This is a genomic window from Leptospira limi (genome assembly GCF_026151395.1).
Lineage (GTDB): Bacteria > Spirochaetota > Leptospiria > Leptospirales > Leptospiraceae > Leptospira_A > Leptospira_A limi.
Genome location: NZ_JAMQPV010000001.1, coordinates 1,833,043 through 1,857,500, shown reverse-complemented (window position 1 = coordinate 1,857,500; position 24,458 = coordinate 1,833,043). Strand labels below are relative to the sequence as shown.

Annotated in this window: 20 protein-coding genes and 1 pseudogene (1 of these 21 running past the window's edge); 10 read left to right on the top strand and 11 right to left on the bottom strand. The window is 37.6% G+C overall.

The window, feature by feature from the left end:
• A protein-coding gene (locus ND812_RS08560; RefSeq protein ID WP_265375108.1) for an ATP-binding protein crosses the window boundary here: on the top strand, window positions 1-265 show its 3' end. 1,964 nt of this gene lie to the left of the window's left edge; 265 of the gene's 2,229 nt are visible here — the last part of the coding sequence; its start codon lies off the left edge, out of view; it ends in the stop codon at window positions 263-265.
• Between the two features lie 35 nt (window positions 266-300).
• On the opposite strand, the gene ND812_RS08555 is transcribed toward ND812_RS08560, so the two are convergent.
• From ND812_RS08555 to ND812_RS08545, 3 genes are all read right to left on the bottom strand, one after another.
• Window positions 301-1,983, bottom strand: a complete 1,683-nt coding sequence (locus ND812_RS08555; RefSeq protein WP_265375107.1) for a sensor histidine kinase — start codon at window positions 1,981-1,983, stop codon at window positions 301-303.
• A 90-nt stretch (window positions 1,984-2,073) separates the two neighbouring features.
• On the bottom strand, window positions 2,074-2,847 hold the full coding sequence (locus ND812_RS08550) for an indole-3-glycerol-phosphate synthase (RefSeq protein ID WP_265375106.1): 774 nt from the start codon (window positions 2,845-2,847) through the stop codon (window positions 2,074-2,076).
• A 9-nt stretch (window positions 2,848-2,856) separates the two neighbouring features.
• Entirely contained in the window at window positions 2,857-3,189 is a 333-nt protein-coding gene (locus tag ND812_RS08545; protein WP_100727565.1) for an STAS domain-containing protein, read from the bottom strand.
• Window positions 3,190-3,249: 60 nt separating this feature from the next.
• Here ND812_RS08545 and murD point away from each other — a divergent pair, with 60 nt between their 5' ends.
• Window positions 3,250-4,659, top strand: coding sequence for a UDP-N-acetylmuramoyl-L-alanine--D-glutamate ligase (gene murD / locus ND812_RS08540; RefSeq protein ID WP_265375105.1), 1,410 nt, complete (start codon window positions 3,250-3,252; stop codon window positions 4,657-4,659).
• Between the two features lie 3 nt (window positions 4,660-4,662).
• On the opposite strand, the gene ND812_RS08535 is transcribed toward murD, so the two are convergent.
• From ND812_RS08535 to ND812_RS08505, 7 genes and pseudogenes are all read right to left on the bottom strand, one after another.
• Window positions 4,663-5,499: an enoyl-ACP reductase FabI gene (locus tag ND812_RS08535; RefSeq protein ID WP_265375104.1), complete on the bottom strand. Its 837-nt coding sequence runs from the start codon at window positions 5,497-5,499 to the stop codon at window positions 4,663-4,665.
• Window positions 5,500-5,570: 71 nt separating this feature from the next.
• Window positions 5,571-7,544, bottom strand: a complete 1,974-nt coding sequence (locus ND812_RS08530) for an HD family phosphohydrolase (protein ID WP_265375103.1) — start codon at window positions 7,542-7,544, stop codon at window positions 5,571-5,573.
• A 51-nt stretch (window positions 7,545-7,595) separates the two neighbouring features.
• Complete coding sequence (locus ND812_RS08525; protein WP_265375102.1) at window positions 7,596-8,597, bottom strand: hypothetical protein; 1,002 nt, start codon at window positions 8,595-8,597, stop codon at window positions 7,596-7,598.
• Window positions 8,594-10,939 carry a tetratricopeptide repeat protein gene (locus ND812_RS08520; protein WP_265375101.1) on the bottom strand — a complete coding sequence of 782 codons (2,346 nt, stop codon included), beginning with the start codon at window positions 10,937-10,939 and terminating at the stop codon, window positions 8,594-8,596. The genes ND812_RS08525 and ND812_RS08520 overlap by 4 nt, the downstream gene beginning before the upstream one ends.
• 97 nt (window positions 10,940-11,036) lie before the next feature.
• A complete protein-coding gene (flgE, locus tag ND812_RS08515; RefSeq protein ID WP_265375100.1) occupies window positions 11,037-12,431 on the bottom strand; it encodes a flagellar hook protein FlgE in 1,395 nt (464 codons plus the stop codon).
• A gap of 68 nt (window positions 12,432-12,499) precedes the next feature.
• Window positions 12,500-13,039: pseudogene (locus ND812_RS08510) on the bottom strand (flagellar hook capping FlgD N-terminal domain-containing protein); the annotation flags it as partial.
• A 43-nt stretch (window positions 13,040-13,082) separates the two neighbouring features.
• Entirely contained in the window at window positions 13,083-14,714 is a 1,632-nt protein-coding gene (locus ND812_RS08505) for a flagellar hook-length control protein FliK (protein WP_265375099.1), read from the bottom strand.
• Window positions 14,715-14,894: 180 nt separating this feature from the next.
• On the opposite strand from ND812_RS08505, the gene ND812_RS08500 reads away from it, so the two are divergent.
• The 8 genes from ND812_RS08500 to ND812_RS08465 all read left to right on the top strand — a co-directional run bounded on the left by ND812_RS08500 (window position 14,895) and on the right by ND812_RS08465 (window position 22,710).
• The gene (locus ND812_RS08500) at window positions 14,895-15,932 is read left to right on the top strand and encodes a sulfate ABC transporter substrate-binding protein (protein ID WP_265375098.1); all 1,038 of its coding nucleotides are present in this window, start codon (window positions 14,895-14,897) and stop codon (window positions 15,930-15,932) included.
• Between the two features lie 3 nt (window positions 15,933-15,935).
• Window positions 15,936-16,763 (top strand): sulfate ABC transporter permease subunit CysT, encoded by an 828-nt coding sequence (gene cysT, locus ND812_RS08495; protein ID WP_265375097.1) that lies wholly within the window; start codon window positions 15,936-15,938, stop codon window positions 16,761-16,763.
• Entirely contained in the window at window positions 16,760-17,563 is an 804-nt protein-coding gene (gene cysW, locus ND812_RS08490) for a sulfate ABC transporter permease subunit CysW (protein WP_265355354.1), read from the top strand. The genes cysT and cysW overlap by 4 nt, the downstream gene beginning before the upstream one ends.
• 1 nt (window position 17,564) lies before the next feature.
• The gene (locus ND812_RS08485) at window positions 17,565-18,629 is read left to right on the top strand and encodes a sulfate/molybdate ABC transporter ATP-binding protein (RefSeq protein WP_265375096.1); all 1,065 of its coding nucleotides are present in this window, start codon (window positions 17,565-17,567) and stop codon (window positions 18,627-18,629) included.
• Window positions 18,630-18,697: 68 nt separating this feature from the next.
• Entirely contained in the window at window positions 18,698-19,423 is a 726-nt protein-coding gene (locus tag ND812_RS08480; RefSeq protein WP_265375095.1) for a phosphoadenylyl-sulfate reductase, read from the top strand.
• Between the two features lie 6 nt (window positions 19,424-19,429).
• Window positions 19,430-20,338: a sulfate adenylyltransferase subunit CysD gene (gene cysD / locus ND812_RS08475; RefSeq protein ID WP_265375094.1), complete on the top strand. Its 909-nt coding sequence runs from the start codon at window positions 19,430-19,432 to the stop codon at window positions 20,336-20,338.
• Entirely contained in the window at window positions 20,338-21,570 is a 1,233-nt protein-coding gene (locus ND812_RS08470) for a sulfate adenylyltransferase subunit 1 (RefSeq protein ID WP_265375093.1), read from the top strand. The genes cysD and ND812_RS08470 overlap by 1 nt, the downstream gene beginning before the upstream one ends.
• A gap of 69 nt (window positions 21,571-21,639) precedes the next feature.
• Window positions 21,640-22,710 (top strand): TauD/TfdA family dioxygenase, encoded by a 1,071-nt coding sequence (locus ND812_RS08465; RefSeq protein ID WP_265375092.1) that lies wholly within the window; start codon window positions 21,640-21,642, stop codon window positions 22,708-22,710.
• Window positions 22,711-22,780: 70 nt separating this feature from the next.
• On the opposite strand, the gene ND812_RS08460 is transcribed toward ND812_RS08465, so the two are convergent.
• Complete coding sequence (locus ND812_RS08460; RefSeq protein ID WP_265375091.1) at window positions 22,781-24,454, bottom strand: NADPH-dependent assimilatory sulfite reductase hemoprotein subunit; 1,674 nt, start codon at window positions 24,452-24,454, stop codon at window positions 22,781-22,783.
• Window positions 24,455-24,458 lie beyond the last annotated feature (4 nt).

Here is a 24,458-nt window from a genome sequence, read left to right as displayed (position 1 = left end):
GATTCTAAAGAACAATCCATTTGCCTATGTCTGTATCGAAGACTCAGGTCCTGGTGTACCAAATGAAATATTGGATAAAATTTTTGATCCGTTTTTTACAACAAAACCAATTGGCCAAGGAACTGGTCTTGGTTTGTATATTTCGAAACAGATCATTGAAAAACACAAAGGAATCATTGATGTAAAATCTGCGAAAGGAAATACAAAATTCATCGTATATTTGCCTTATAGCCAAAAGGCAAATTTAGAAGAGAATTTTTCTTAAATGATTCAAAAATAAAAACAGATTCTTATCAAATTTTATTTGGGATCAGGCAAACGAAAGCTAACAGTCGTTCCCTTTCCCTTTTCACTTGTAGCCCAAATTTCTCCACCGTGTATTTTAACAAATTCATGGCATAAAATGAGACCAAGGCCTGTGCCTTTTTCTCCTTCTAACCCTATACTTGTTAACTGTGCATCCAAACGGAATAATTTCTCTAAATCAGAGCTATTCATTCCAACTCCATTGTCTTTGCATTCAATTCGTACACCATCCTCTTCTTGCGAAACAGAGATTTGGATTTTGCCATTATCATTGGTAAACTTAATTGAATTGGAAATTAAATTTCGTAAAACCGCTTGGATCATTTCGGAGTCTGCATACACAAATGAAAATTTTTCAGGGATCTCTACACTGAACTGAATTCCCTTTTTCTGAATCAAAGCGGCCATTTGTTCGGTTATCTTAGAAACAATTGTCCGAAGGTTGACTTCATTTGGACGGAATGGCATATTGCCCGTTTGAGTTCTTGCCCAATCAAGAAGTTGTTCTAACAAACTATAAACTCGCGAGGCAGATTTTTTAATTTCAAAAACAGTTTCTCTTTTTTCAGAATCGCTATAGGTATCAAAGTCCGCATACATCAGTTCTGTGATTTGTTTAAAGGATCCTAAAGGATTACGTAAATCGTGAGCAATGATCGAAAAAAATATATCTTTTGTGCGATTGGACTCACTTAATAGTTTTTCGGATTTGTGTAATGCTTCAATCGCTTGTGTTTTTTCGAAAATCTGAGTTCTCAGTAACTTAGTTCGGTCATATACTTTTTTTTCCAACTCAAACCGATTATACAGTAACCTTTGGTATTGTAAGGTGATAAACTCAGCAAGAATTGCATATGGAATCAAAAACGAAATGAGATAAATATAAGAATCAAAGATAACCGGTTGTACAAATGGTCCAACACCTAATCGAGTCATGAGTACACTCGACAAATACAATAAGAATACACCTAATGTGACTCCCCTGATTTGGAATCGATACCCTAAATAAATCAAAATCAAAAACGAAAGAAAAAATAAATATGGGAATCGAAACACTATCACTGCTTGGAAAACGATAAATATAATTGTCCAGAAAACGAGACGTAAGGATAACTCCTTCCATTCCAATTTCCTCCAAGCCAGAAACATCGGAACAGTGATAAAAATTCCTATCGTATCACCAAAGGTGATCACAACGAGAGTTCGAACAATTTCATTTACATTTAAGTTATGAAAGTATCCAAATGAATTTAGAACAAGACCAAGAAGTAAAATCGAAATCAAACTAGATAAAAAAGCAACATATACGATGAAATAAAAATTATCCTTAGTCGAATTGAGATTTTTTCTTATTTTTGTATTCCAGAAATAATAGGCGAGAACTGATTGAAACGCATCAACTGATGCAGTTAAACAAATACTAAGATACAATTCAAATTGTGTGAGTTGGAATTGACTGCTAATCAATCCATCTTTATTAGCAAGAAAACTTGCTAACCAAACAATTGGGAAAAATCGATATCCGAAAAAAATACAGCCGACGAGACCAATCCCAGAAGGGATCCACAATACAGCCAAATTCATAGGTTGGAATGCAAAATACTCCATACCCAATTTGGCAGAACCAATGTAGGCTAGAAAGAGGAAGATACCTTTTAAGAATGACTTCCAGACCATAGTTTTCTGTATTAAAAAATCCGAATTTATAAATAAAACAACATTTAATTCAAATAATTAGAATGAATTCGATTCGATCTCTATGATTTTTCAGTTTCGATTGGCAGTTTTACCATTCAGAAGAGCCAAAAAATCAGCAGGAATGTTTTTACTTTTCATAAAAAAAGTTCCAACTAACATAGAATCAATCATTCCTTTGTATTTTTGCCAATCTTCAAAAGATTCAATTCCTGACTCAGCCACTCGGATGATCGACGAATCCAATTTAGGTGCAATTTGTTCAATTAGATTTTTGTGAATTTGAAATGTATCTAGGTCGCGAGTATTAATTCCAATGGTATTTGCCCCCATGTCTAATGCAATATCCACTTCCATTTGGTTATGGGTTTCCACGAGGACAGCAAGGCCAAGACGAGTCGCATGTTCATGTAAAAGTTTTAATTGTTCCGGTGAAAGGATCCTAACAATGAGTAAAATTGCTGAGGCACCATAGGCATACGCTTCATCGATTTGAATTGGATCTAAAATAAAATCCTTACGAATGACTGGAACAGAAACCTTGTTTGCAACAGATTGTAAATCACTCAAGGAACCATAAAAATACGATTTGTCAGTCAAGACAGAAATGGCACCAGCCCCTGAACTTTCATACTCAGTGGCAATGGTGACTGGATCGTATTCATGCCGAATCACTCCCGCACTGGGACTACCTTTTTTGCATTCGGCTATGACCGAGATGGATGTTGTTTTGAGATGAGATTTCCAATCCCGAATGGGAATCGTTCTGTCGGGTAAAACCTTACCACGACTTTCATTGATTTCTGAATGTTTCGTTTCTACAATTTTGTGTAAAATAGGATTCAAATGAATTGGTCAAAAGGATTTTAACGCTGCTTCTTCTGAATCATAAATATCGAATAAAGAAGTCAGTTCGATGACATCAAAGATCCTTTTCACAGCTGGTTTGATATTGGAAATCTTAAGAAATCCTTCTTTGGAATTGAGTTTGCGTAAAGTCGATATACAAGCACGAAACCCCGAAGAAGACATATACTCTACATCTTTCATATTGAGAAGAACCTTTCTATGACCTAAAGAGTCAATGAGTTCAGTGAGTCCCTCTTCCACTTCATTCGCCACAGAAACGTCCAATCGACCTTCCAAATAAACGACTAGTTTTCCGTCTTTCACTTCGTGTTTCAGCACCTATTTACCCAACCTGATATGATTTTACAAAATCGATGTATTTTAACGGAGTGTCAATCAATGTTTTCTGAATCCATATTGAGCCAATCTGACCTGCAAAATCTTCATTCTTTCCTCATTTTAGGGGGTGGGTCCTCCGGTGATTCGGCAGCTCTCCTACTCAATTCCCTTGGGAAAAAAGTCATTCTCGCGGATCGTTTCCCAGAGAAAGCAAACCAAAGTCTGTATACGAAAGTTTTGTCCGATCTTATGCCACAAGAAAACCTAGGTGGAATTGATTGTATCATCAAAAGTCCAGGAATCCTACCAGATCATCCAATTTTAGAAACGGCACGTAGGAAACAAATTCCCATCCTAAGTGAGATCACACTTGGCAGAATTTTTTTCAATGGACCAGTGATAGGCATCACTGGCACCGACGGCAAATCGACAACAACTGCTTTAACATATCATATACTAAAGAAAAAATACCCAAATGCAAAAATGGGAGGGAATATTGGAGTTCCCTTTACTTCGTTTTGTAGAGAAAATCCAGAGATTGTTGTATTAGAATTATCAAGTTACCAACTGGATGACTCACCTAACTTAAAACTGACGGCATCTGCCATCTTAAATCTTGCATCTGATCATTTAGAAAGGCATAAAACCATGGAATCCTATGCGCTTGCAAAATGGAAAATCCAGAATTTGTTAGACAAAAAGCACCAATGTTTTGTGAATCCGAATTTTTTCACTTATACACCATTTGAGATTCCTACGAATCCCAATTTACATTTGGTGGGAGAAAATAAATCTTATTCTGTCACACAAAACCCAAATAAAATCCATACACCAAATCATGAATATGATGTTTCCTTATTCCCTCTAAAAGGAAAACACAACCTTATGAATTTATGTTTTGCCATTGCACTTGCTGAGGTTGTGGGTTTAAGTCCAGACCAAATCCAAAGCCAATTGGAAACATTTGATGGTTTGCCACACAGGTTCCAATCCATTCCCACAGAAACTCTCAACCCAAAATACCAGTCCATTCGGTTCATTAATGATTCAAAATCGACAAACTTACATTCAATGTTATCGGGAATCTCTGGTTTCAAAAAAGGTGATCCCATTTATCTAATATTAGGTGGAATTCCGAAAGTGGAACCAATCCAACCGCTGATAAAAAGATGGAGAGAGTTAGAATGTCCTCTGTTTGTTTTTGGAAAGGCAAAAGAAGTATGGGGAGAGGAATTAAATCTTACTGGATTACCTGTTTTTTATTTTGATGATTTGAAATCTCTGATCGCAGATGTGAAAGAAAAAATTGATCATCATTGGTTAACCAAATCAAATTTAGAAAAAGAAGAAACCCTGACGGTGATTTTTTCACCGGCAGGTGCTAGTTTTGATCTTTATAAAAACTTTGAAGTGAGAGGGAATCACTTTCAAAATCTAATCCAAGATTTTTTTGGATCAAGCCTAGTTTAAGTTTTATCCTCGGATATGGTATCCACCATCCACATGTCGAATTTCACCAGTGATTCGATTGGAAGGACGGAACAAATAACATACTTCTTCTGCAAGGTCTTTTGCTTTTGCATTCCCAAGTGGAGAGGAAGTTTGGCAATGGATTTCAGCTTCTTCTAATCCTTCTATTGCAGAACCAGCTTTACTTGCTCGGTAGGGAGAAAATCGAATCGCATTCACTTGGATTTCTTTTTCTTGTCCCAATTCCATAGCCATCTCTTTTACAAGTCGCTCTAGTGCCGCTTTAGCAACACCAATGTTTTTATATGGGTGAACTACAACTTTTTCTGCACCTAAATAACTGAGAGCAACAATGGATGCTCCAATCGTTAATAGATTTCTTTGATAAAGGCTTTGGACAATCGCAAGTAACGAAAAAGAAGATACGTTCATCGCATCCATAAACTCTTCTCTTGAAACGGTCATGATTGGCTTTACTTTCCCTTGGCGAATGGTTTTGTCCATTGCAATAGAGTGTAATAAAGAATGAATGGTTTCTTTTTTCTCTAACAAAAAGTCAGCAAAGGAATCAATACTCTCTTGGATGGTGACATCAAGAGGGAAGGTGACCACATCTTCACCTAATTCCTTTTTTACGGTATTTTGAAAATCTGCATATGTACGATCTAAAAAGTTTATGCTGTTTTCAGATAAATTTTTGTGAAAAGGTGTTTTTCCAAGTCCTGTGCAAATGAGTTTTGCACCTTGGTCTTTACATTCTTTTGCAATGATAAGTGCAAGTGAGGACGCATCTGTAATGCCAGTAATGATCACTGTGCGACCTTTTAGAGTTTGGTTCATGTCTCCTCCTAATGCTTAGACACACAAGTTTCGGAGGTGCTTTAAAAGACGAACTTTTTTTCAGGTTTTTTTTATCGTTTGTGCTGAATTTTTTCGTAAGCGCGACTTTCAATGAAGAGGTCGAGAAGGTCTCCATCAATGTGTTGGTCTCGCACTTCCATTTTTAAAATATCAAAAGCCCGATCGAGTGGAACCGCTTTTTTATAAGGACGGTCCTGGTCCGTTAACGCATCAAAAATATCGGCAATCGCCATCATTTTCGCCTGGACGGGTATTTCGACTGCAGACAACCCCCTAGGGTATCCCGACCCATTCAATTTTTCATGGTGGCCATGAGCGATACTCGGAACCATTTTAAGTTCTCTTGTCCAAGGAATTTTGGATAAAAATTGAAACGTATGTTCCACATGGGATTCAATTTCTCTTCTTTCTTCAAAATCCAAAGAACCACGACGAATCGATAAAAAATTAAACTCTTTTGGAAGTAACAAACTCAATTGATTTCCATCGGTTGTGTGGTAACTCATTTTCGAAATCTCTTCCAAAAAGTTCGAATTGCCCTCTTCCAAAATAGTTGGTTCATTCGAATCGGTAATGACACGAACCATCTCTTCCAATTTTTCTTTCTCTAGTGTATATTCTAACTGGATTGATTTTTCAAATTGTGGATAACCGTTGTTACCGTGTTTTTTTAAGTATTCAATTTTTTTCTGTGCAAGTTTAGTTTCTACATCTTTCAGAATAAATTGGAATCTCCAACGAATGAGATCCAACTCATAATCTTCCAATTTTTTGGCTTTCACCAAAACCTTTTCTCTTACACCAACTTTTCCAAAATCGTGTAATAAGGAAGCATAACGAATTTCTTTGATTTGAGATTCATTAAAGTGAACATCTTTAAATCGTCCAACTTGCACTCCATTCACAGATTCAGCAAGTCCAACGGTGTACTGTGCCACACGAAAGGAGTGACCAGATGTAGTTGGGTCCCTAGATTCAATTGCAGAAACACTTGCAGTTACAAACCCTTCAAACAAGGTTTCAATTTCATGAACTAGGTTATTATTTTGGATTGCAACGGCAGCTTGTCCTGCAACTGCCATCACAAGTTCTTCCGAATATTTATCATAATCCAAAACTGAATTCGATTTCATTTCATCTAATGTCAGTTTGGTTTGAAAATTCTTTTTGCGATTGATGAGTTGGATGACACCTACTACTTCATCATGGTGGTCTTTCATGGGCACCACCAACATTGACTTGGAGTAATAATTACTCATTCGATCAAAATCACTGTTGAATTTATATTCTTCTTTGCCCGAAAGTTCGTATACGTTTGGGATATTTAATTGTTTGCCAGTAAAAGCAACATAACCTGCGATACTTTTTTTATTGATAGGGAGGATAAATTCATCACTATTTAAATCTAAGGCAGAAATTTTAAAACGTAAATTTCTTGGATTCCCCCGTTCATCTTTTTCCACCAAATACAAAGAACCAGAATCTGAGTTGGAAATCTCGCGTGCAGAATTCAAAATATCTCGAAGTAATTTCGTAAAATCCTTTTCATTCGCTAAACTGATTCCAATTTTTGTTAGTTTTGAAATCTCATTTGTGGATACATTGATTCGTTTTTGGAGCTCAAACTTATCAACTATCATTTGTAAGCTGGTAAATGCATTTACCAAATTTTTGATGAGAAATACCAAAGGAGCATCATCTGGAACATTCGTGAAAAACAATTCCTCTTCAATCGACATCGCCATATAACCTGTGTAGTCGATTGGTGCCCGAACGATGATGTTGGACATAATTGTAGGATTTTCTTTTAAAAACTGATGGATTTCTTTGTGTTTATTTTCCAACTCATAACGAGAGATGTAAAATAAGAGTTTTATGATTTTTCCTTGTGAATCAAAATCTGTGTTGGGTAAATCGGAGAGAGGAAGGACTTTTGTTTTTAGTTTTTTAGAAAAATCGGCGATTTTACCTTCAAAAAAAGGGTCATCCGTGATGATGTATTTCGAATCCGAAGATGGGTTCACAGAATTACTATCGACAGCAAAAAATTCACTGTCGATTGTTTTTTCAAAAATTTATTCTGACTTTGGTTTGATTAGAAGTAGAAAGCCAAAAACTAAACTTGAAATTAGATAAAAACTCAGAAAATATAAGACTTGGACTCCTAACAAGACATAGGGTGAATGGTTCCAATCTTTTGGTTCCACTACCAAAAAAGGCAAAAAAGTTGCAAGTATGGAAGGAACCAAATAGGAAACAACTCCTCGTTTTCCTGAATCTGACCATTTCAATCCATCTAGATAAAAATAGATTCCACGGGCAAACATTCCAATCACAAATGCTAAAGGAATACTTACCAATAAATCCACACTGATCGCTGTCGAAAATCCGATACTTCCTAACCATACACCGATCTCAGTTTCTCTTGGGATGGAAACCTTTAGGTATTGAGAAATGATCGTAAATCCAATTAAGGAAGAAAATCCCAAAACCACTGGTTTTGAAATGATTTCAATAAATTCATAATTTGTTTTGTAAGGAGATAAGAGGAATAAAATACAAGGCAAAAATAAAAATAATAGCTTTGGTTTATCTTCCTCCACTAACTTTGATTTGTTTGACTTTGGAGAAATCCAAAACATTTCCCGAGACCAAACAAACGCACCCATGGCAACAGTGAACGGTAAAAGCCCAGACTCATCCTGGGCGTAGAGTTGCGATTGAAACAAATGGATCCAATAAAAAAAAGTCCCAAAAAAAAGAGTGAGTAAAACTGAAATCAAAAAACCGACAACTCGTGAATACGAGAATATCCTCTCTCCTAATACCTGAAATGCGAAAAACAAAATTAAATTGGCTTTTGTTAGAAGCAAAAAAATGGATTGGGTATCCCAACCAAATACGGAAATTCCCCATTTTGAAAGAGAGAATAATAGAAAAATTCCGATGACCGAAAGACTCATCCAATATAGTAAGAACAAATTTCTATTTTCTTTATTGGTTACAATCACCAAACTATACTGTAAAAAGAAGAGAGATGCAAAAAAATAAATAAAATCGATTTCTATTGAGATCATGGTATCACCTCATCGCTGATACTAAATGGAAGGATCGAATAGGGAGGTTCTCCATTACGATCTAAACTTTGGAAATTATGATGAAACCCTCTTATGGATTGGTTTCCAATGAGGATAAACTTTTCTTTTCCCTTTGGTTTCAGTAGAATACTACGATTGAAAAAATACAATACAGGGTTTTCTTTGAGTTCCTTACCAAGGTTTTGGAAATGAGGTAAAATCTTTGCGTAAGGTTCGTATATATCAATGGAATTGGCAGCTCGTATAACAATCGTTTTCTGTTTCAAATTAGGAATGGAACGATTCCTTAGAATCCAATGTTTGGGATCATTGTATTCAGTTTGAAATTTACCAACTCCATCTGCCGATAGAATTCGAATATTAGAAAAAGAATATAATTTCTCTTTTAGTTCAGGTTTTACCTTTTTCAAAAAGAGTTCCACTTCTCCAGGTAATTCCCATAACACAACTTCCATTTTGGGAAAATGTTTTGCAACCGCTTGGGAAGTGACACCTGGATACTCGGGGTGGTTCAATGCAGGACCAATGTCTAAAAATACAACTTGATTTCCTCTCTCATGTAATTTCAGGTCACCAAACAAAGATTTCCTGAGAACTAACATCGATTTTGAGAGATAGGCATTTGGATTCAAAAGATCATCTAAGATTAAATTGGTATCTTCTAATCGATTTTCGTAGGTTCTCGCTCTGATCTCTTCATCTTGGGATTGGAATAAATACCGACCAGTATACGAACGAATTGTTTTTTCTTCTAATTCAGAAAAAAGTCCATTATTCGTTAGATTCCATGTATAAGGATAAATTGGTTTTCCAATTTCAAAATTCACAGTTGTTGGCAATGGTTCGATTTGGCCATAAGGTGAAAGTTTTACATATTGTTTGTAATACTCTTCCGATTCTTCGATATGATTTCGTTCCCTAGACAAAATACTCAAATTAAAAAGTGCATATCGATAATAAGATTTTTCTTCGATGGCATATGTTGATTTTGCATGGAGAATTGATTCCCAAACTGATTTTGCAATACTCCAATTTCCAACATTGTATTGAGCTGCTCCATACAATAGTAGAGATTGTAGAGCAATATCAAAATTCGGAATGGAAACTTCAAAGATTTTAGTGCGTTGTTCTTTTAACAAAGTGATCGTCGCATCGTATCGACCCAATCGATAGAGAGTTTGTGCTAAATTGTAATCCAAATAAATCGTTTGGTATACATCACCAAGTTTTCCTTGGATGGAAGATAGTTCATAAGCAGAAAGTTCTAACTGAGAAACATCAAATAACACCAATCCATAAAAATAGGAGTTTTGTATTCCTTCTGGATCCGTTAAGAGTCCCAAGGTTTCATAGATTTTTTTAGCCGATGTAAGATAAAATATTGAGTCTTCTTTTTTTCCATCTAACACCAAACATTTCCCAATTAAGGAAAGTATGTCCGCATAATCACTATGAAATACTTGTTTAGAAGATTCTTTTTCTCGTTTGGCAAAACTTGCATATTCGATGGATTTTGAATACTCTGCTTTGTCGAAGTAAAATTGAGAGATGTTTTTTGCGATCTGGAAACGTAAGAACTTAGATAATTTTGGATTGGAACCTACTTCTTTCCATATTTCTTTTAAATTATCTTCTGTTTGTTTCGCTAATCTATCGTTAACCTTAAGCCACTCTGTAAAATTGGTTTTCAAATTAAGAGAAACTAAAACATTGTTTCGACTCTCAGACTTGGTCTCAAATTCATATTCTGTCAGTTTTACAAATTCTGATTCAGAAAGAATTTCTTCCTCTGATATAAATTCCCATTGAGGATTCCGTTTGATGAGCCTGTTGAGTCTTATCGTTTCATCTACCAAATGAGTGAGAGAAGATTGGACTTCCAAAATCAAATTTCCTCTTTCTTCATATTTCACAAAGATAGAATTTCCAGTTGTCGTAGACTTGGATTCCACATAACGAAGTTTTGGCGTAAATTTGATTCCTTTTTCTTCCCATTGGAAGGTTCCATTTAATATGATTTCCGAACGACTTTGTTTGGAAGCTGAAAGTTCAGAGTGTTTTCCCAGATACACAGCATCTGTTGTATTTTGGAATTGGAAATGGGTAGTTTCGAAAAGTAGTTGTATCGTCTTTGGATCTTTAATTTCCCCTTTGGAATCAAACTCTCCTAAACTAAAAAAAACAACCGTTTCTGGAGTTTCTAACGTAATTGGTGTTGATTCTTTTTTGATTACATTCTTGATAGAATAGTATAACGGAGCATAGGCGACGGATGCCAGAAGGATGAAAATGAGGAGTGTATTTTTTTGAAAACGTGACAATTGAAACAATTCTAAAAAGTTTGGTTTGACCTAGTTTTCTTAGAATTTTGCAGAACTCAAGGAAAAAACGGGGTTACCCCCGTCCTTCCACTACTTCTTATCGTTTGAGACCGAGAACTTCTTGGATCATCTGGTCGGATGTCACAATGGTTCTAGAGTTTGCTTGGAAACCCCTTTGGGTCACAATCATATCTGTGAATTGGTCAGAAAGGTCAACGTTTGACATCTCAAGTAGGCCAGCATTGATTTTTCCACGCCCTTGGCTTCCTGCTTCCCCAATGTTTGCTTCCCCAGAGTTTAAAGAGAAACTATACATTGTGTCCCCTTCTTTATTAAGACCCGCTGGGTTTGTGAAGTTGGCAAGAGCAACTCTTGCAAGAGGTTGGCGGACTCCGTTTGAGAAAACTCCCGTAACAGTTCCTGTATTATCAATGGAAAACGATTCCATATAACCCATAGGGTAACCATCTTGTTTCACCGCTTTTGTTGTGAAGTCAGATGAAAATTGTGTGATTCCACCTACAAGTCCTGCTTCTCCAAGGTTCAAACTGAATTTTTGTGCCGTTGGATTTCCTGGAATGCGGAAGGAAATATCTGCTTTGAGTTTTCCAGTGGTTTGTGAATCAACCCCATCTGATACACTGATGATTTTCCCATCTGGTGTGAAGGAAACTTCGAGTTCAGTATTTCCAGATACACTAGTGTTTTCACCACCTGTTCCACTTACATCAACTGACACTTGGCTTGCATCTTCTAATTTAAAACGCATCTTCCAAACATTGTCCCGCATTTTGTAAAATTCCACACCCATTTGGCGAGTGTTTCCTAATTCATCATACACGTTAATTGATGTTATATGGCCACGTCTTTGGCGAGGATCTGGATCATTGATATAACGTTGGATGTCTTCTTCCGTTGCATCCGCTGGAACAGCAGCTACACTTGCATTGAGGTTAGATTGAAAGTCGACATTTCTTGTAGCACGAGCAGGTTCTTTGGAATACAGTGGGATTACGATATCTTCTAAAGACCCTGCAGAGTTGATGTATTTATTTCCAGTTTCATCAAGTCTTGAATTCCAACCTTGTACTTTGAGTCCGTTCGCTGGGTTTACATAAAAACCATTTTTATCAACGTTAAAAGCACCAGCACGAGTATAAAACTGTTTGTCTCCGTCTTTCACAACAAAGAAACCTTCACCAGATACAGCAAGGTCAGTGTTTTTACCTGTTGTTTGTAAGGCACCTTGTGTCATGATTTTATCAATCGCAGCAATGAGAGATCCAAGACCAACTTGTTTTGGGTTTGTTCCCCCAATCCTTTCGTTTGGTTCAGATGCACCTTGCAATTCTTGTGAGATCATATCTTGGAACGTTACACGTTCTGTTTTAAATCCATGTGTGTTAACGTTAGAGATGTTGTTACCAATAACATCCATTCTAACTTGGTGGTTTTTCAATCCGGAAACACCGGAATAAAGTGATCTCATCATAACGTTCTATCCTCTCTTTTTTTATCGACCTTTTTCAATTAATCCTGATAAGCTTCTTGTTTTTTTAACGTATTGTTTGGAATGTTTGTCGGACGTTGTTGTTGGAACTGTGTTTCTGACTTTAATAACTCTGGATCAGAGATTAAATTGATTTTTGAAACATCGAGCATACGACCATTCACACGAACATAGGTTTTCCCTTCGTTATCGAACAAAATTGCACCTGCAAGACCAGTGACATCTTCACCAGTCACTAAATCTGGACCTGATACAATTTTACCTACGACCGAATAACTTTGTTTAGATTCCATCCGAGCAATCCCAGAAGAAATATTTTTCATCTGTTCGAGTGAAGAAAACTGAGCCATTTGTGCAATGAAGTCTTTGTCTTGCACTGGGTTTGTTGGATCTTGGTGAGACAGTTGTGTCAAAAGTAGTTTTAGGAAATCATCCTTTCCTAACTCTTTTTGTTTTTCTCGGATTTCAATTCCTTTTAAACCACTTGTCTCTTCTTTTTCCAGCTGGTCCAAATGTTTGCGGATATTAAAACTTCTATCACCCTCAAAGTATTTGGTTCTTGCAGAATTTTGTGTAGAGATATCTTGCATTCCGTCTGGCATATTGTCCTCGATCTTTTTTTATTTCGTAAGTTTAAGCAAAAAATTCTAATACTTTGGAATCTGGTGGTAAAGAGATATCATCTAAACCAACTCCATTTTCTTTTTCCAATTTCTCAATATTCCCGCGGTTTTTTGCAGTTTCCATGAGTGTTTGGTAGAGTTGGTTTTGGTTTTGTCTCTCTGTGAATTGATTCCCATCATCCCATAAATCAATGATGAGCGCTTGTAATTCGAGACCAGACTCTTTCAAATTTTCTTTAATTGATAGGATTTCGTTTTGAAGGGATTTTTGTAACTCTTCTGATTCGACTAAAATTCGACCCTCTACCTTTTCTCCATCTACAGTCACCTTCAGAGTCAAACGACCATACTCTTTTGGATTCATAATGATTTCAGCACTGGATTTTCCGTTTTGAACGATATCAAACTTCGCTTGTTTGATGAGTTCATCCAAATTTTGTTTTAAGTTGGTTTCTTTCGGTTTTTGATTTCGTTCTAGATTTTTAACATCTTCTGTTTTGGAGTGAAGTTTATTTTCCACCGAATGAAGGTTCAATCCTTGTTTGTTACTTTTATCTTCTGAAGATTTTCCATTTTCTTCGCCCATTTTGGAAGAAGAGATGGTTTGCACTTGGTTTACAGAAGATGAGTCTGTTTTTATCTTTTCGTTTTGGACTTGGTTTTTGTTTTCATTTAGTTTTTGGAATTCTTTTTCTTTAAAACCCAAACTTCGTACCATTTTGTCAGAAGTAATGGAAAGATTGGAATTTTCCTTCTCTAAGTTTGTTTCAGATAAAACTGATTCCGATTTATTGTGTTTCGAATTTTTGCCTTTTGGATCTAGTTTGCGAAGGGAAGATTCTGAAGGAATTTCATTCTCAAGTCCACGGTTCCCTTTTTCTTTTGGGAGAAAAGAGGTAACAAGATTTAATCCAACCTGCTCAGATTCTTTTTTTTGTGAACTTACGTTTGGGTTTTGTTTCGTTTCGTTCACTACTCGATCTGTTTGTATTTTTTTTTGAGAACCAGGAAACATCACTAGATTGGAAGGAATGGAATCTTCTAGACCTTGTTTGTGATGGGAAAAAATTTGTTTTGAACTGACGAAGTCTTTTTGCAAAAGACTTTCTGCTAATTTCTTAGTTTCTTCTAAAAATGTTTTTGCTTCCTTTGTTGCATACAATGGATTCTTTTCTGCAGACTTCTGCATGGAGAGTGCCACTGTTTTTTCTTTTTGCAAAGATTCATTTACTTCATTGGCAGGGAGAAATTTTTGATTGAGTAGATGTTGGTTAGATAAAATGCCAATGCTGTATTCGAGTGCCTCTCGGTCTAAGTCTTCTTCTTCCGAAATTTCTTCATTCGTTTCTTCGTTTGTTTTTTGAGATGAATTGTTTTCATTCACAGAATTGGATGGTTGGTTTGATTCCATTTTCGAAACAACATCTGCTGAGGAATCAGATGGATTTTTCTCTGCTTGGAGTGGTTTCCATTCGGAGGGTGAGTTTGGTTTTTCCGAATGGATTTGGAATTCCCTTTCTAAAATCTCACCAAAACTTTCTTTTACCGCAAAATAGTTGTTATCGGCACCGTCCCTTTTGCCTGGTCTCAATTCAACTTGAGGGAAGGGAATTAGGTTTTGTTTATCAACATTTACATTCATTGGGGTGCCTTCTCCCTTAAGGATCGAACTTCCCCAGATTTCCTTGAGAGAATTATCTTCTTCCTTTCTAGGTTTATGTCAGGAAACCAGGATGACCCAAAAAAAGAGTTGGATTTTCCATTGACAAAAATTCACTAAATTGGAGGATTAGTTTGTTTTATTAACCAAAAGGACGAGAAAATGAAAAAAATACTCCAATTCCTCCAATTTAAACCAAGTTTTTCTGCCATATTGACTGTTGTAATGGGAATTGGGCTCGCCACTTCCCTATTCGCAGAATCAACGTTTCTACACGTATCCTTCGATCCAACAAGGGAACTCTATGAAGATATCAACAAATCCTTCTTAAAATCCTGGAAGGAAAAAAAAGGTGAAGAGTTCTCAATCCAACAATCCCACGGTGGATCGGGAAAACAAGCACGAGCAGTGATTGACGGACTCGAAGCAGACGTAGTCAGTTTAGCACTTTCTTATGATATTGATAGCATTGCCAGCAAATCAAAGTTAATTGATGCAAATTGGCAATCCAAACTACCCAACAAAAGTACACCATATTACTCAACCATCATCTTCCTCGTACGTAAATCAAATCCCAAAAAAATCAAAGATTGGGATGATATTGTAAAACCAGGAATCTCTATCATCACTCCAAACCCAAAAACGAGTGGAGGTGCTAGATGGAATTACCTTGCCGCTTATGGTTTTGCAAAACGAAAGTATAAGTCTGATGAGAAAGCTACTGACTTTGTGAAAGCATTGTTCCAAAATACATCTGTCCTAGATACAGGTGCTCGCGGATCCACCACTACTTTTGTGAACCGTGGGATCGGAGATGTTCTCATTACCTGGGAAAATGAGGCAAAACTAGCGTTAGATGAAGAAAAACGTTCTGGTAAAAATAGTTTAGAAGTGATCTATCCATCGGAATCGATCCGAGCAGAAACCCCAGTCGCTGTTGTGACAAAAACTGCGACGGAAAAAGGGAATTTAGAAAAGGCAACTGCGTATTTAGAATTTCTTTTTACGAAGGAAGGCCAAACCATCATTGCGAAACATTTTTTTAGACCCATTGATCCGAAAGTCAGCAAATCCTCTGCAAAAGAATTTCCAAATCTCAAATTATTTTCTCTATCCGATTTAGGGGAAACTTGGGACACTGCACAGAAAAAACATTTTGCAGATGGAGGTGTCTTTGATGCCATCTACAAAACCAAATAATATATGCAAATTGAAACACGGCCGTACAAAAAAATCCACTTAGGGATCAGTTTAGGATTCACAGTATTTTATTCGTCCGTCGTTGTGATCATTCCATTATTTGGACTTTTTTATCATTCCCTGGGGATTGGATTCACAGGGATTATAGAAGTGTTTACGGAAGAGCGCATTCGATCTGCGCTCTTTTTAAGTTTTAGTGTGGGTCTCATATCCGCAGTTCTCAATCTTTTCATTGGATTTTTATTTGCTTGGGTACTCGTTCGATACCAATTTCCATTCAAAAAGTTTTTTGATACCTTAATTGATTTACCGTTCACTTTGCCCACCGCTGTGGCAGGGATTGCCCTGACTACGATTTACTCTCAAACTGGAATCATTGGTTCTTTTTTTGACAAATGGGGTATCAAAATTGCTTATACACCCATTGGTATTGTCATTGCACTTGTCTTCATTGGATTTCCCTTTGTCGTACGAACTGTACAACCTGTCATTGAAGAACTTCCTAAAGAACTAGAAGAAAGTGCAAGGTGCCTTGGAGCGACTCCGTTCCAAACATTTCGAAAAGTTTTATTACCCGAACTTTGGCCTTCCCTACTTGCTGGAACCGGGATGGCATTTGCAAGGAGTATCGGAGAGTATGGGTCGGTTGTATTCATTTCTGGAAACTTACCTGGAAAAACAGAAATCCTTCCTCTACTCATCGTCACCAAACTGGAACAATACGAATACGAAAAGGCAACTTCTATCGCACTTGTGATGTTACTCACTTCATTTTTATTTATGTTTATCATTAATTTTTTCCAAGAACGAGCTTCCAAAAAACTCACATGAAATCAAAACTTTTGCCCATTTTTCTTGTTTTACTTGCCTATACATTGTTTGGCATCCTATTACTTTTGCCAATTTATACAGTGTTTACGGAAGCATTTTCGGAAGGTTGGGAAAAATACTATTCATCAATCACAAGTGAATATGCATTATTTGCAATTGGCCTTACCGTAAAGGTGTCCATTGTTTCTGTGATTTTAAATACAATCTTTGGAGTCACAGCTGCTTTTGCGATCACTAGGTTTTCCTTTCCAGGAAAAAATCTTCTCATCACGATCATTGACTCACCTTTTGCAGTTTCACCTGTTGTATCTGGCCTCATCTTTCTTTTGTTATTCGGAAGACAAGGAACCTTTGGTGAGTTTTTAGCTGAACATCAAATCAAAATTGTTTTTAATACACCTGGACTCATCCTCGCAACAGTGTTTATTACGTTTCCTTTTGTTGCAAGAGAACTCATTCCCCTCATGCAAAGCCAAGGCCGTGAAGAGGAAGAAGCAGGGATGTTACTCGGTGCCAGTTTTAGTCAGTTGTTTCTAAGAATCATCCTACCCAATATCAAATGGGGCTTGTTATATGGGATCATTCTTTGTAATGCAAGGGCTATGGGAGAGTTTGGAGCCGTTTCAGTTCTCAGTGGACACATCCGAGGTAAAACCACAACTCTTCCATTATATATAGAAATGTTATACAATGAATTTGATTCCGTAGGTGCTTTTGCTTGTGCCACCTTACTTGTGTTTTTATCACTACTCACACTCATCTTCAAATTGATATTGGAAAAACGTACCGAGAGATCTTAATATGCCAATCGAAATACAAAATGTACAAAAAACCTTTGGTTCGTTTACTGCTTTAAAAGATGTAAACTTAACCATTCCCGATGGTGAACTTGTGGCTCTACTCGGTCCTTCGGGTTCAGGAAAAACAACCTTACTCCGAATCATTGCAGGTCTTGAAGAAGCAAGTTCTGGTTCTGTAAGGTTTGTAGGCGATGGACAATCCTCTTCCAAAATCCAAAATGGTGAAGTGGGATTTGTTTTCCAACACTATGCACTGTTTCGTCATATGACCATTGCAGAAAACATTGCGTTTGGTTTGGAAGTAAGACCAAAATCCACAAGGCCTTCCAAACCAGAAATCCAAGAGAAAGTTTCAAAACTATTGACTCTCATCCAACTTGAAAAATTTCACAATCGGTATCCACATGAACTTTCAGGTGGACAAAGGCAACGTGTGGCCCTCGCTCGTGCACTTGCCATCGAACCAAAATTTTTATTACTCGATGAACCGTTCGGTGCACTGGATGCAAAAGTTAGAAAGGAACTTCGCAATTGGTTACGTAGACTCCACGATGAAATCCATATCACAAGTGTCTTTGTCACCCATGACCAAGAAGAAGCACTCGAAGTGAGTGATCGGATTGTGATTTTAAACCAAGGACAACTCGAACAAGTAGGAAGCCCAGACGAGGTTTATAACAAACCAAAATCACCTTTTGTCTTTCACTTCTTAGGGGATGTGAATCTTTTCCATGGACGTATCGAAGAAGGAAAAACCAAAATTGGAAACATCGCCCTGGATTCTTCTGAACATGAAAATATCAAAGAATCGGACGCGGTTGCCTATGTGCGCCCTTATGACGTTGAAATTGTTAGGGAAAAAGAACAAGGGATTGCAGCCGAAATCCAATACATCCATTCCACGGGTCGAAATGTCCGAGTGGAATTAAAACGGGTGGATACAGGGTCCCTCATTGAATCCGTCCTCGAACAAGAAACCTATAAATACCTCAATTTACTGCCCGGAGAGACGGTTTACCTTCGCATCAAAAAAGCAAAAGTCTATGTAGAGGACTTCTCTATCTAATAATTTCCGCTAATATACTTTACAAATCGTCCAATATACAAAACATTGGATGGTAGGACGGGTTAAATATGGGAAATTTGGAAGTTTTGACAGAATCTTATGCCAACCTATCGCTCGTAGAGGGATTAAAACGCCTTTCTTCTACATTCCCTGGCAAAGTGGTTTTCACAACAAGTTTTGGACTCGAAGACCAAGCCATCACACATGCCATCCTTTCAGAACAAATCCCCATTCGCATTGCCACTTTGGATACAGGACGACTCTTCCAAGAAACCTATGATGTTTGGCAAAAAACAAACATACGTTATGGGGCAAAAATCGAAACTTTTTTTCCGAATACAAAAGAGATTGAATCCTTTGTCAACCAAAACGGCCCCAACGCATTTTATGACTCGCAAGAATTACGAAAGGAATGTTGTCGGATCCGAAAACTCGTTCCACTTGATTCCATTTTAAATGGAATGGAGGTTTGGGTGACTGGTTTACGCAAAGACCAGTCTGGATTCCGAACAGAGATGTCTTTATTTGAATCCGATCCAAGTAGAAATTTAATCAAATACCAACCACTCCTCCATTGGAGTTTTGAAGAGACTTGGAAATACATTCGCGAACAGAATGTACCTTATAATGTGTTACATGACAAAGGTTTTCCAAGTATCGGTTGTGCCCCTTGTACACGTGCCATCGAACCAGGAGAAGACTTTCGAGCTGGACGTTGGTGGTGGGAACAAGAATCAAAAAAGGAATGTGGTTTGCATTGGGTAGATGGAAAACTCACACCAAAAAAAGGATAATAGACTATGACACGTACCCATCGACTATCACACCTAGACCAGTTAGAATCAGAAGCCATTTATATCTTACGGGAAGTGGCAGCACAATTTGAAAGACCTGCTTTATTATTTTCGGGAGGAAAAGATTCCATTTGTTTGGTTCACCTTGCACTCAAAGCATTTCGTCCAGGTAAGTTCCCGTTTCCACTCGTTCACATCGATACGGGGCATAACTTTGATGAGGCGCTTCAATTTCGTGATGCACTCGCAGACCGAATTGGAGAAAAATTAATTGTTCGTTATGTACAAGATTCCATCGACCAAGGAAAAGCAGTCGAAGAAAAAGGAAAATTCCCAAGCCGTAATGCAATCCAAGCCGTGACACTTCTCGATACCATAGCAGAATTTAAATTTGATGCTTGTATTGGTGGCGCCCGTCGTGATGAAGAAAAAGCAAGAGCCAAGGAACGAATTTTTTCTGTTCGAGATGAATTTGGATCTTGGGACCCAAAACTCCAACGACCAGAACTTTGGAATATCTATAATGGAAAAATCCATGTGGGAGAAAACGTACGTGTATTTCCCATCAGTAACTGGACAGAACTTGATGTTTGGGAATACATCCGAAAAGAAAAGATAGAACTTCCTTCTTTGTATTTTTCTCACCAAAGGGAAATTGTATGGAGAGAGGAACTGGTATTCCCTGTTTCCAAATTTATCAGTTTAGATGGTACCGATAAAGTAGAAACAAGAACAGTTCGATTTCGTACTGTCGGCGATATGACTTGTACAGCAGCTGTGGAATCAGAAGCCAATTCAGTGGATGATATCATCCGTGAAATTCAAATTTCACGCACCACAGAAAGAGGCTCCCGTTTGGATGACAAACGTTCGGAAGCCGCTATGGAAGAAAGAAAAAAAGGTGGGTATTTTTAATGGATATATTAAGGTTTATTACTGCTGGTAGTGTGGACGATGGGAAATCAACTCTCATCGGACGTTTGTTATACGATAGTAAATCCATTTTCCAAGACCAACTCGAAGCAATTGAACGTGCAGGACAAGTGAATGGACAAATCAACTTAGCCCTTCTCACTGATGGACTCAAAGCGGAAAGAGAACAAGGGATTACGATTGATATTGCTTATAAATACTTTTCCACTCCCAAACGTAAATTCATCATCGCTGATGCACCAGGCCATGTACAGTATACTCGGAACATGGTGACAGGAGCTTCGAATTCAGACCTTGCCATCATCCTCATCGATGCAAGAAAAGGTGTGATCGAACAAACCTTCAGGCATTCCTATATTGTTTCATTATTAAGACTTCCGTATGTAGTTGTTTGTGTGAACAAAATGGATTTGGTAGAATTTTCAGAAGAAGTATTCTTAAATATCCAAAAACAATATTTGGAATTTGCTAAAGACTTAAACTTAAAATCCATTCACTTTTTACCAATCTCTGCATTAAACGGAGATAATGTTGTGGAACCTTCCGCATCCATGCCTTGGTGGAAAGGAAAATCTTTACTCCACTTTTTGGAAGAAATTGAAATCCATACGGAAGAAGAATCCCCTGCTCCAAGATTTCCTGTACAAAACGTGATTCGCCCGCAAACAACCGAATACCATGATTACAGAGGTTATGCGGGCCAAATCAGAAGTGGACATTTTACGGTGGGAGATTCTATCACAGTATTACCAAGTGGACTCACTTCGAAAATCAAAGCCATCGATACATTTGACGGACCTCTCACCACTGCCTATGCGCCAATGTCTGTGACCATTCGTTTAGAAAACGAGATTGATGTGAGCCGTGGTGATATGCTCGTTGTGACAGGGAAAGAACCTGTTGTCTCTCAGGACCTAGAAGCATATATTTGTTGGATGGACCAAAAGGTGATGACCCCAGGTTCCAAATACCTTTTACGCCAAACGACCAATGCAGTAAAAGTTTCCATTCGTTCTTTGGAATACAGAGTGGAAACAAGTACTCATGAAAAAAAGGAACAACCAAACCTCGGTTTGAATGAAATTGGAAAAGTGACAATACGGACGGCAAAACCAGTTGCTTATGATCCTTATTCCAAAATCAGAGGAACGGGAAGTTTTGTCCTCGTCGACGAAGGAACCAACCAAACGGTAGCCGCAGGAATGCTATTGTAGACAATTAATCCAATATAACAGATTTTTTGATTGAAATAACATAGCTCTAGTAGTTATTGTGACAGTATCATGAGCCAAACCAATACTGTCACAAAAGAATGGATCCGCAAATCCTTTGTGGGAGAAACCAAACTCCCCATTGTGTATGAGCCAACGGAAGAACGAACTTTAGATTCGTTAACCAATTGGTTTCAAAACCATGAGAAGGAATGGCGAGACGATTTAAAAACCTATGGGGCAATTCTCTTTCGTGGGTTTCCCGTTCACGAAGCTTCTGATTTCCAATCCGTTTTGTTTGCTACAAACGAAAAACAGTTAGGTGAGTTTTACCTTGGCACTTCCCCTCGGGATGAAGTATTAAAACATGTGTTCACAGCTAGTGAACTCCCACCGCATTACCCAATCATGCAACATGCGGAAATGAGTTTTCTTGACAACCCACCGAAAGTTTTATTTTTTTATGCGGAAAAAGCATCTGACTACGGGGGAGAAACTCCCTTAACAGACCTTAGGTTAGTCTACCAAAATATCGATCCCAAAATAAAAGAAAAAATCGAACGATATGGAATCCGATACAGAAGAAGGTATGATGGCCCATCTTCACAAAAACGATTTTCTGTTTGGAAAACCAAACGTTGGGATGAAATGTTTGGAACCACAAACTTAGAAGAAGTTGAAAAAATTGCGAAAGAAAATCGTTTCCAATTAGATTGGTATGGTGAAGATTCTCTAACGATCACAAACCACCAATCTGGATTTCGAACACATCCTATCGCAGGTACAATTGCTTGGCATAACCATTCGCAAACGTTTCACTACCAAGCGGGGGTCAGTGAAACGTGGAAAATTTTCAAAAAACAAAAAACCCTTCGTTCGTTTGGTGTTGCCGTTTTACTCACAATCATTACAAACTTCAAAAGACTCTTAGGTCCAAACTCACATGATGTGCACGTCACCTATGGGAATGGAGACGAGATTTCACCAAAGGAAATGAAATCCATCACCAATGTATTTTGGAACCATATGGTGGCGATTCCTTGGCAAACAGGAGATGTTCTTTTCATTGATAACTTTTCAGTCTCTCATGGAAGATTACCTTATACTGGTCCTAGACGAATCCTTGTCGGTTGGGCGGATTGAAGAGAAGATAGTCTTATGATTTTTAAACAAAGGCACCTGAAAACAGGTGCCTAATTTCTATTTAGAAACTCTAAGCTTTTTTCAAAATCCCAATTCGGTTGATATAATCTCCAAAGGATTCTTTACCATTTCGTTCCTTGGAAAATTTACCAAACAGCCCATCTAACTCTTGCAAGATTGCAGATTCATCTAAATCTTCTTTGTATTTTTGATTGAGCCTATAACCTTCTGCATCAGCGCCTAAATGGAGGTTGTATTTTCCATATGAAGTACCAACAAGTCCTATCTCAGAGATATAAGGTCTTGCACATCCGTTCGGGCAACCCGTCATACGGATTGAAATTGGTTCTTCCGAAAGTCCATGTTTAGAAAGGATAGGTTCCATTTTATCAATTAAACTAGGAAGGTATCTCTGAGCCTCAGCAAGTGCCAAAGAACAAGTGTTTAGTGCCACACAAGCGATGGAATTTTTTCTGATTGGAGAAACTTCTGTCGTTTTTCTATGAACACCAAACTTCACCAAAATGGATTCAATTAAGTCTTTGTCTTTCGGAAAGATATCTGATAGAATTAAGTTTTGGTTACATGTAAAACGAAAGGTTGCTCTTCTTGTTTTCGAAACTTCTAGAAGTGCAGTTTTAAGATTATAACCATGTTCGTCACAAACTCGGCCATTTTCCACAAATACTGTATAATGCCAATTTCCTGCTGCATCCTGTTTCCAACCAAAATCATCGGATCTTTGTGTGAATTGGAAATCCTTGGTAGGTTCAAAACTTATACCTGCGCGTTTTTCTACTTCTCGTTTGTAGAATTCTACACCTAACCTGTCCAAGGTGTATTTCAATCGAGAGAGTTTACGATCTTCTCTATTTCCAAAATCTCTTTGGACAGTGACAATTTCATATACAACTTTTAGAATGTCTTTTTTGGGAATAAATCCAAACACAGTTCCTACTCTTGGGTAAGTATCTGGGTTACCATGGGTGGTTCCGAGTCCTCCACCAACAGCAACATTAAATCCTAATAATTGTCCATTTTCAATGATTGCAATGAGTCCAATGTCATTGGTAAAAAGATCCACATCATTATATGGTGGGATCGCAATTGCGATTTTAAATTTACGAGGAAGATAAACATCTTTGTACAAAGGATCTTCGGGTTCTTCCTTTTCAGCTAAAAGATTTTCATCCAACCAGATTTCATAGTAGGCTCTCGTTTTGGGTAATAAGGAACGACTAATCTCACCTGCATAACCAAACACTTCTTTGTGGAGTGGACTTGCGGCTGGATTGGATGTACATGTGACATTACGGTTTACGTCACCACAAGCTGCAATTGAATCCAAAAATACTGAATCAAATGCTTTGATCGTTGGTTTGATTTTGGATTTTAAAATTCCATGTAATTGGACAGTTTGCCTTGTTGTGATTTTAATGGTTCCTGTGGAATTTTCTCCAGCAACATTATGAAGAGCTTCCCAATGTACAGGACCTATCATACCACCAGGAATTCGCAATCGAATCATAAAAGAATACAAACGTTCTAATTTCTTTAACGCTCGTTCGTCCCTTCTGTCTCGATCATCTTGTTGGTACATACCATGAAATTTTAATAATAATTGGTCATCGGAACGTAAAGAACCAGTATGTTCGTCTTTCAAACTTTCGGCAAGTGTGCCTCGGAGGCCACGGCTCACCCGTTTTACTTTTTCTGCTTGTGTTTCTTTTTTTGATTCAGCCATGAGT

Excerpts from the sequence above, each read along its gene's own strand:
- ND812_RS08555 (WP_265375107.1), bottom strand. The coding sequence starts at position 1,983 with ATGGTCTGGAAGTCATTCTTAAAAGGTATCTTCCTCTTTCTAGCCTAC.
- murD (WP_265375105.1), top strand. The coding sequence starts at position 3,250 with ATGTTTTCTGAATCCATATTGAGCCAATCTGACCTGCAAAATCTTCAT.
- ND812_RS08535 (WP_265375104.1), bottom strand. The coding sequence starts at position 5,499 with ATGAACCAAACTCTAAAAGGTCGCACAGTGATCATTACTGGCATTACA.
- ND812_RS08525 (WP_265375102.1), bottom strand. The coding sequence starts at position 8,597 with ATGATCTCAATAGAAATCGATTTTATTTATTTTTTTGCATCTCTCTTC.
- flgE (WP_265375100.1), bottom strand. The coding sequence starts at position 12,431 with ATGATGAGATCACTTTATTCCGGTGTTTCCGGATTGAAAAACCACCAA.
- ND812_RS08505 (WP_265375099.1), bottom strand. The coding sequence starts at position 14,714 with ATGAATGTAAATGTTGATAAACAAAACCTAATTCCCTTCCCTCAAGTT.
- ND812_RS08500 (WP_265375098.1), top strand. The coding sequence starts at position 14,895 with ATGAAAAAAATACTCCAATTCCTCCAATTTAAACCAAGTTTTTCTGCC.
- cysT (WP_265375097.1), top strand. The coding sequence starts at position 15,936 with ATGCAAATTGAAACACGGCCGTACAAAAAAATCCACTTAGGGATCAGT.
- cysW (WP_265355354.1), top strand. The coding sequence starts at position 16,760 with ATGAAATCAAAACTTTTGCCCATTTTTCTTGTTTTACTTGCCTATACA.
- ND812_RS08485 (WP_265375096.1), top strand. The coding sequence starts at position 17,565 with ATGCCAATCGAAATACAAAATGTACAAAAAACCTTTGGTTCGTTTACT.
- ND812_RS08480 (WP_265375095.1), top strand. The coding sequence starts at position 18,698 with ATGGGAAATTTGGAAGTTTTGACAGAATCTTATGCCAACCTATCGCTC.
- cysD (WP_265375094.1), top strand. The coding sequence starts at position 19,430 with ATGACACGTACCCATCGACTATCACACCTAGACCAGTTAGAATCAGAA.
- ND812_RS08470 (WP_265375093.1), top strand. The coding sequence starts at position 20,338 with ATGGATATATTAAGGTTTATTACTGCTGGTAGTGTGGACGATGGGAAA.
- ND812_RS08465 (WP_265375092.1), top strand. The coding sequence starts at position 21,640 with ATGAGCCAAACCAATACTGTCACAAAAGAATGGATCCGCAAATCCTTT.
- ND812_RS08460 (WP_265375091.1), bottom strand. The coding sequence starts at position 24,454 with ATGGCTGAATCAAAAAAAGAAACACAAGCAGAAAAAGTAAAACGGGTG.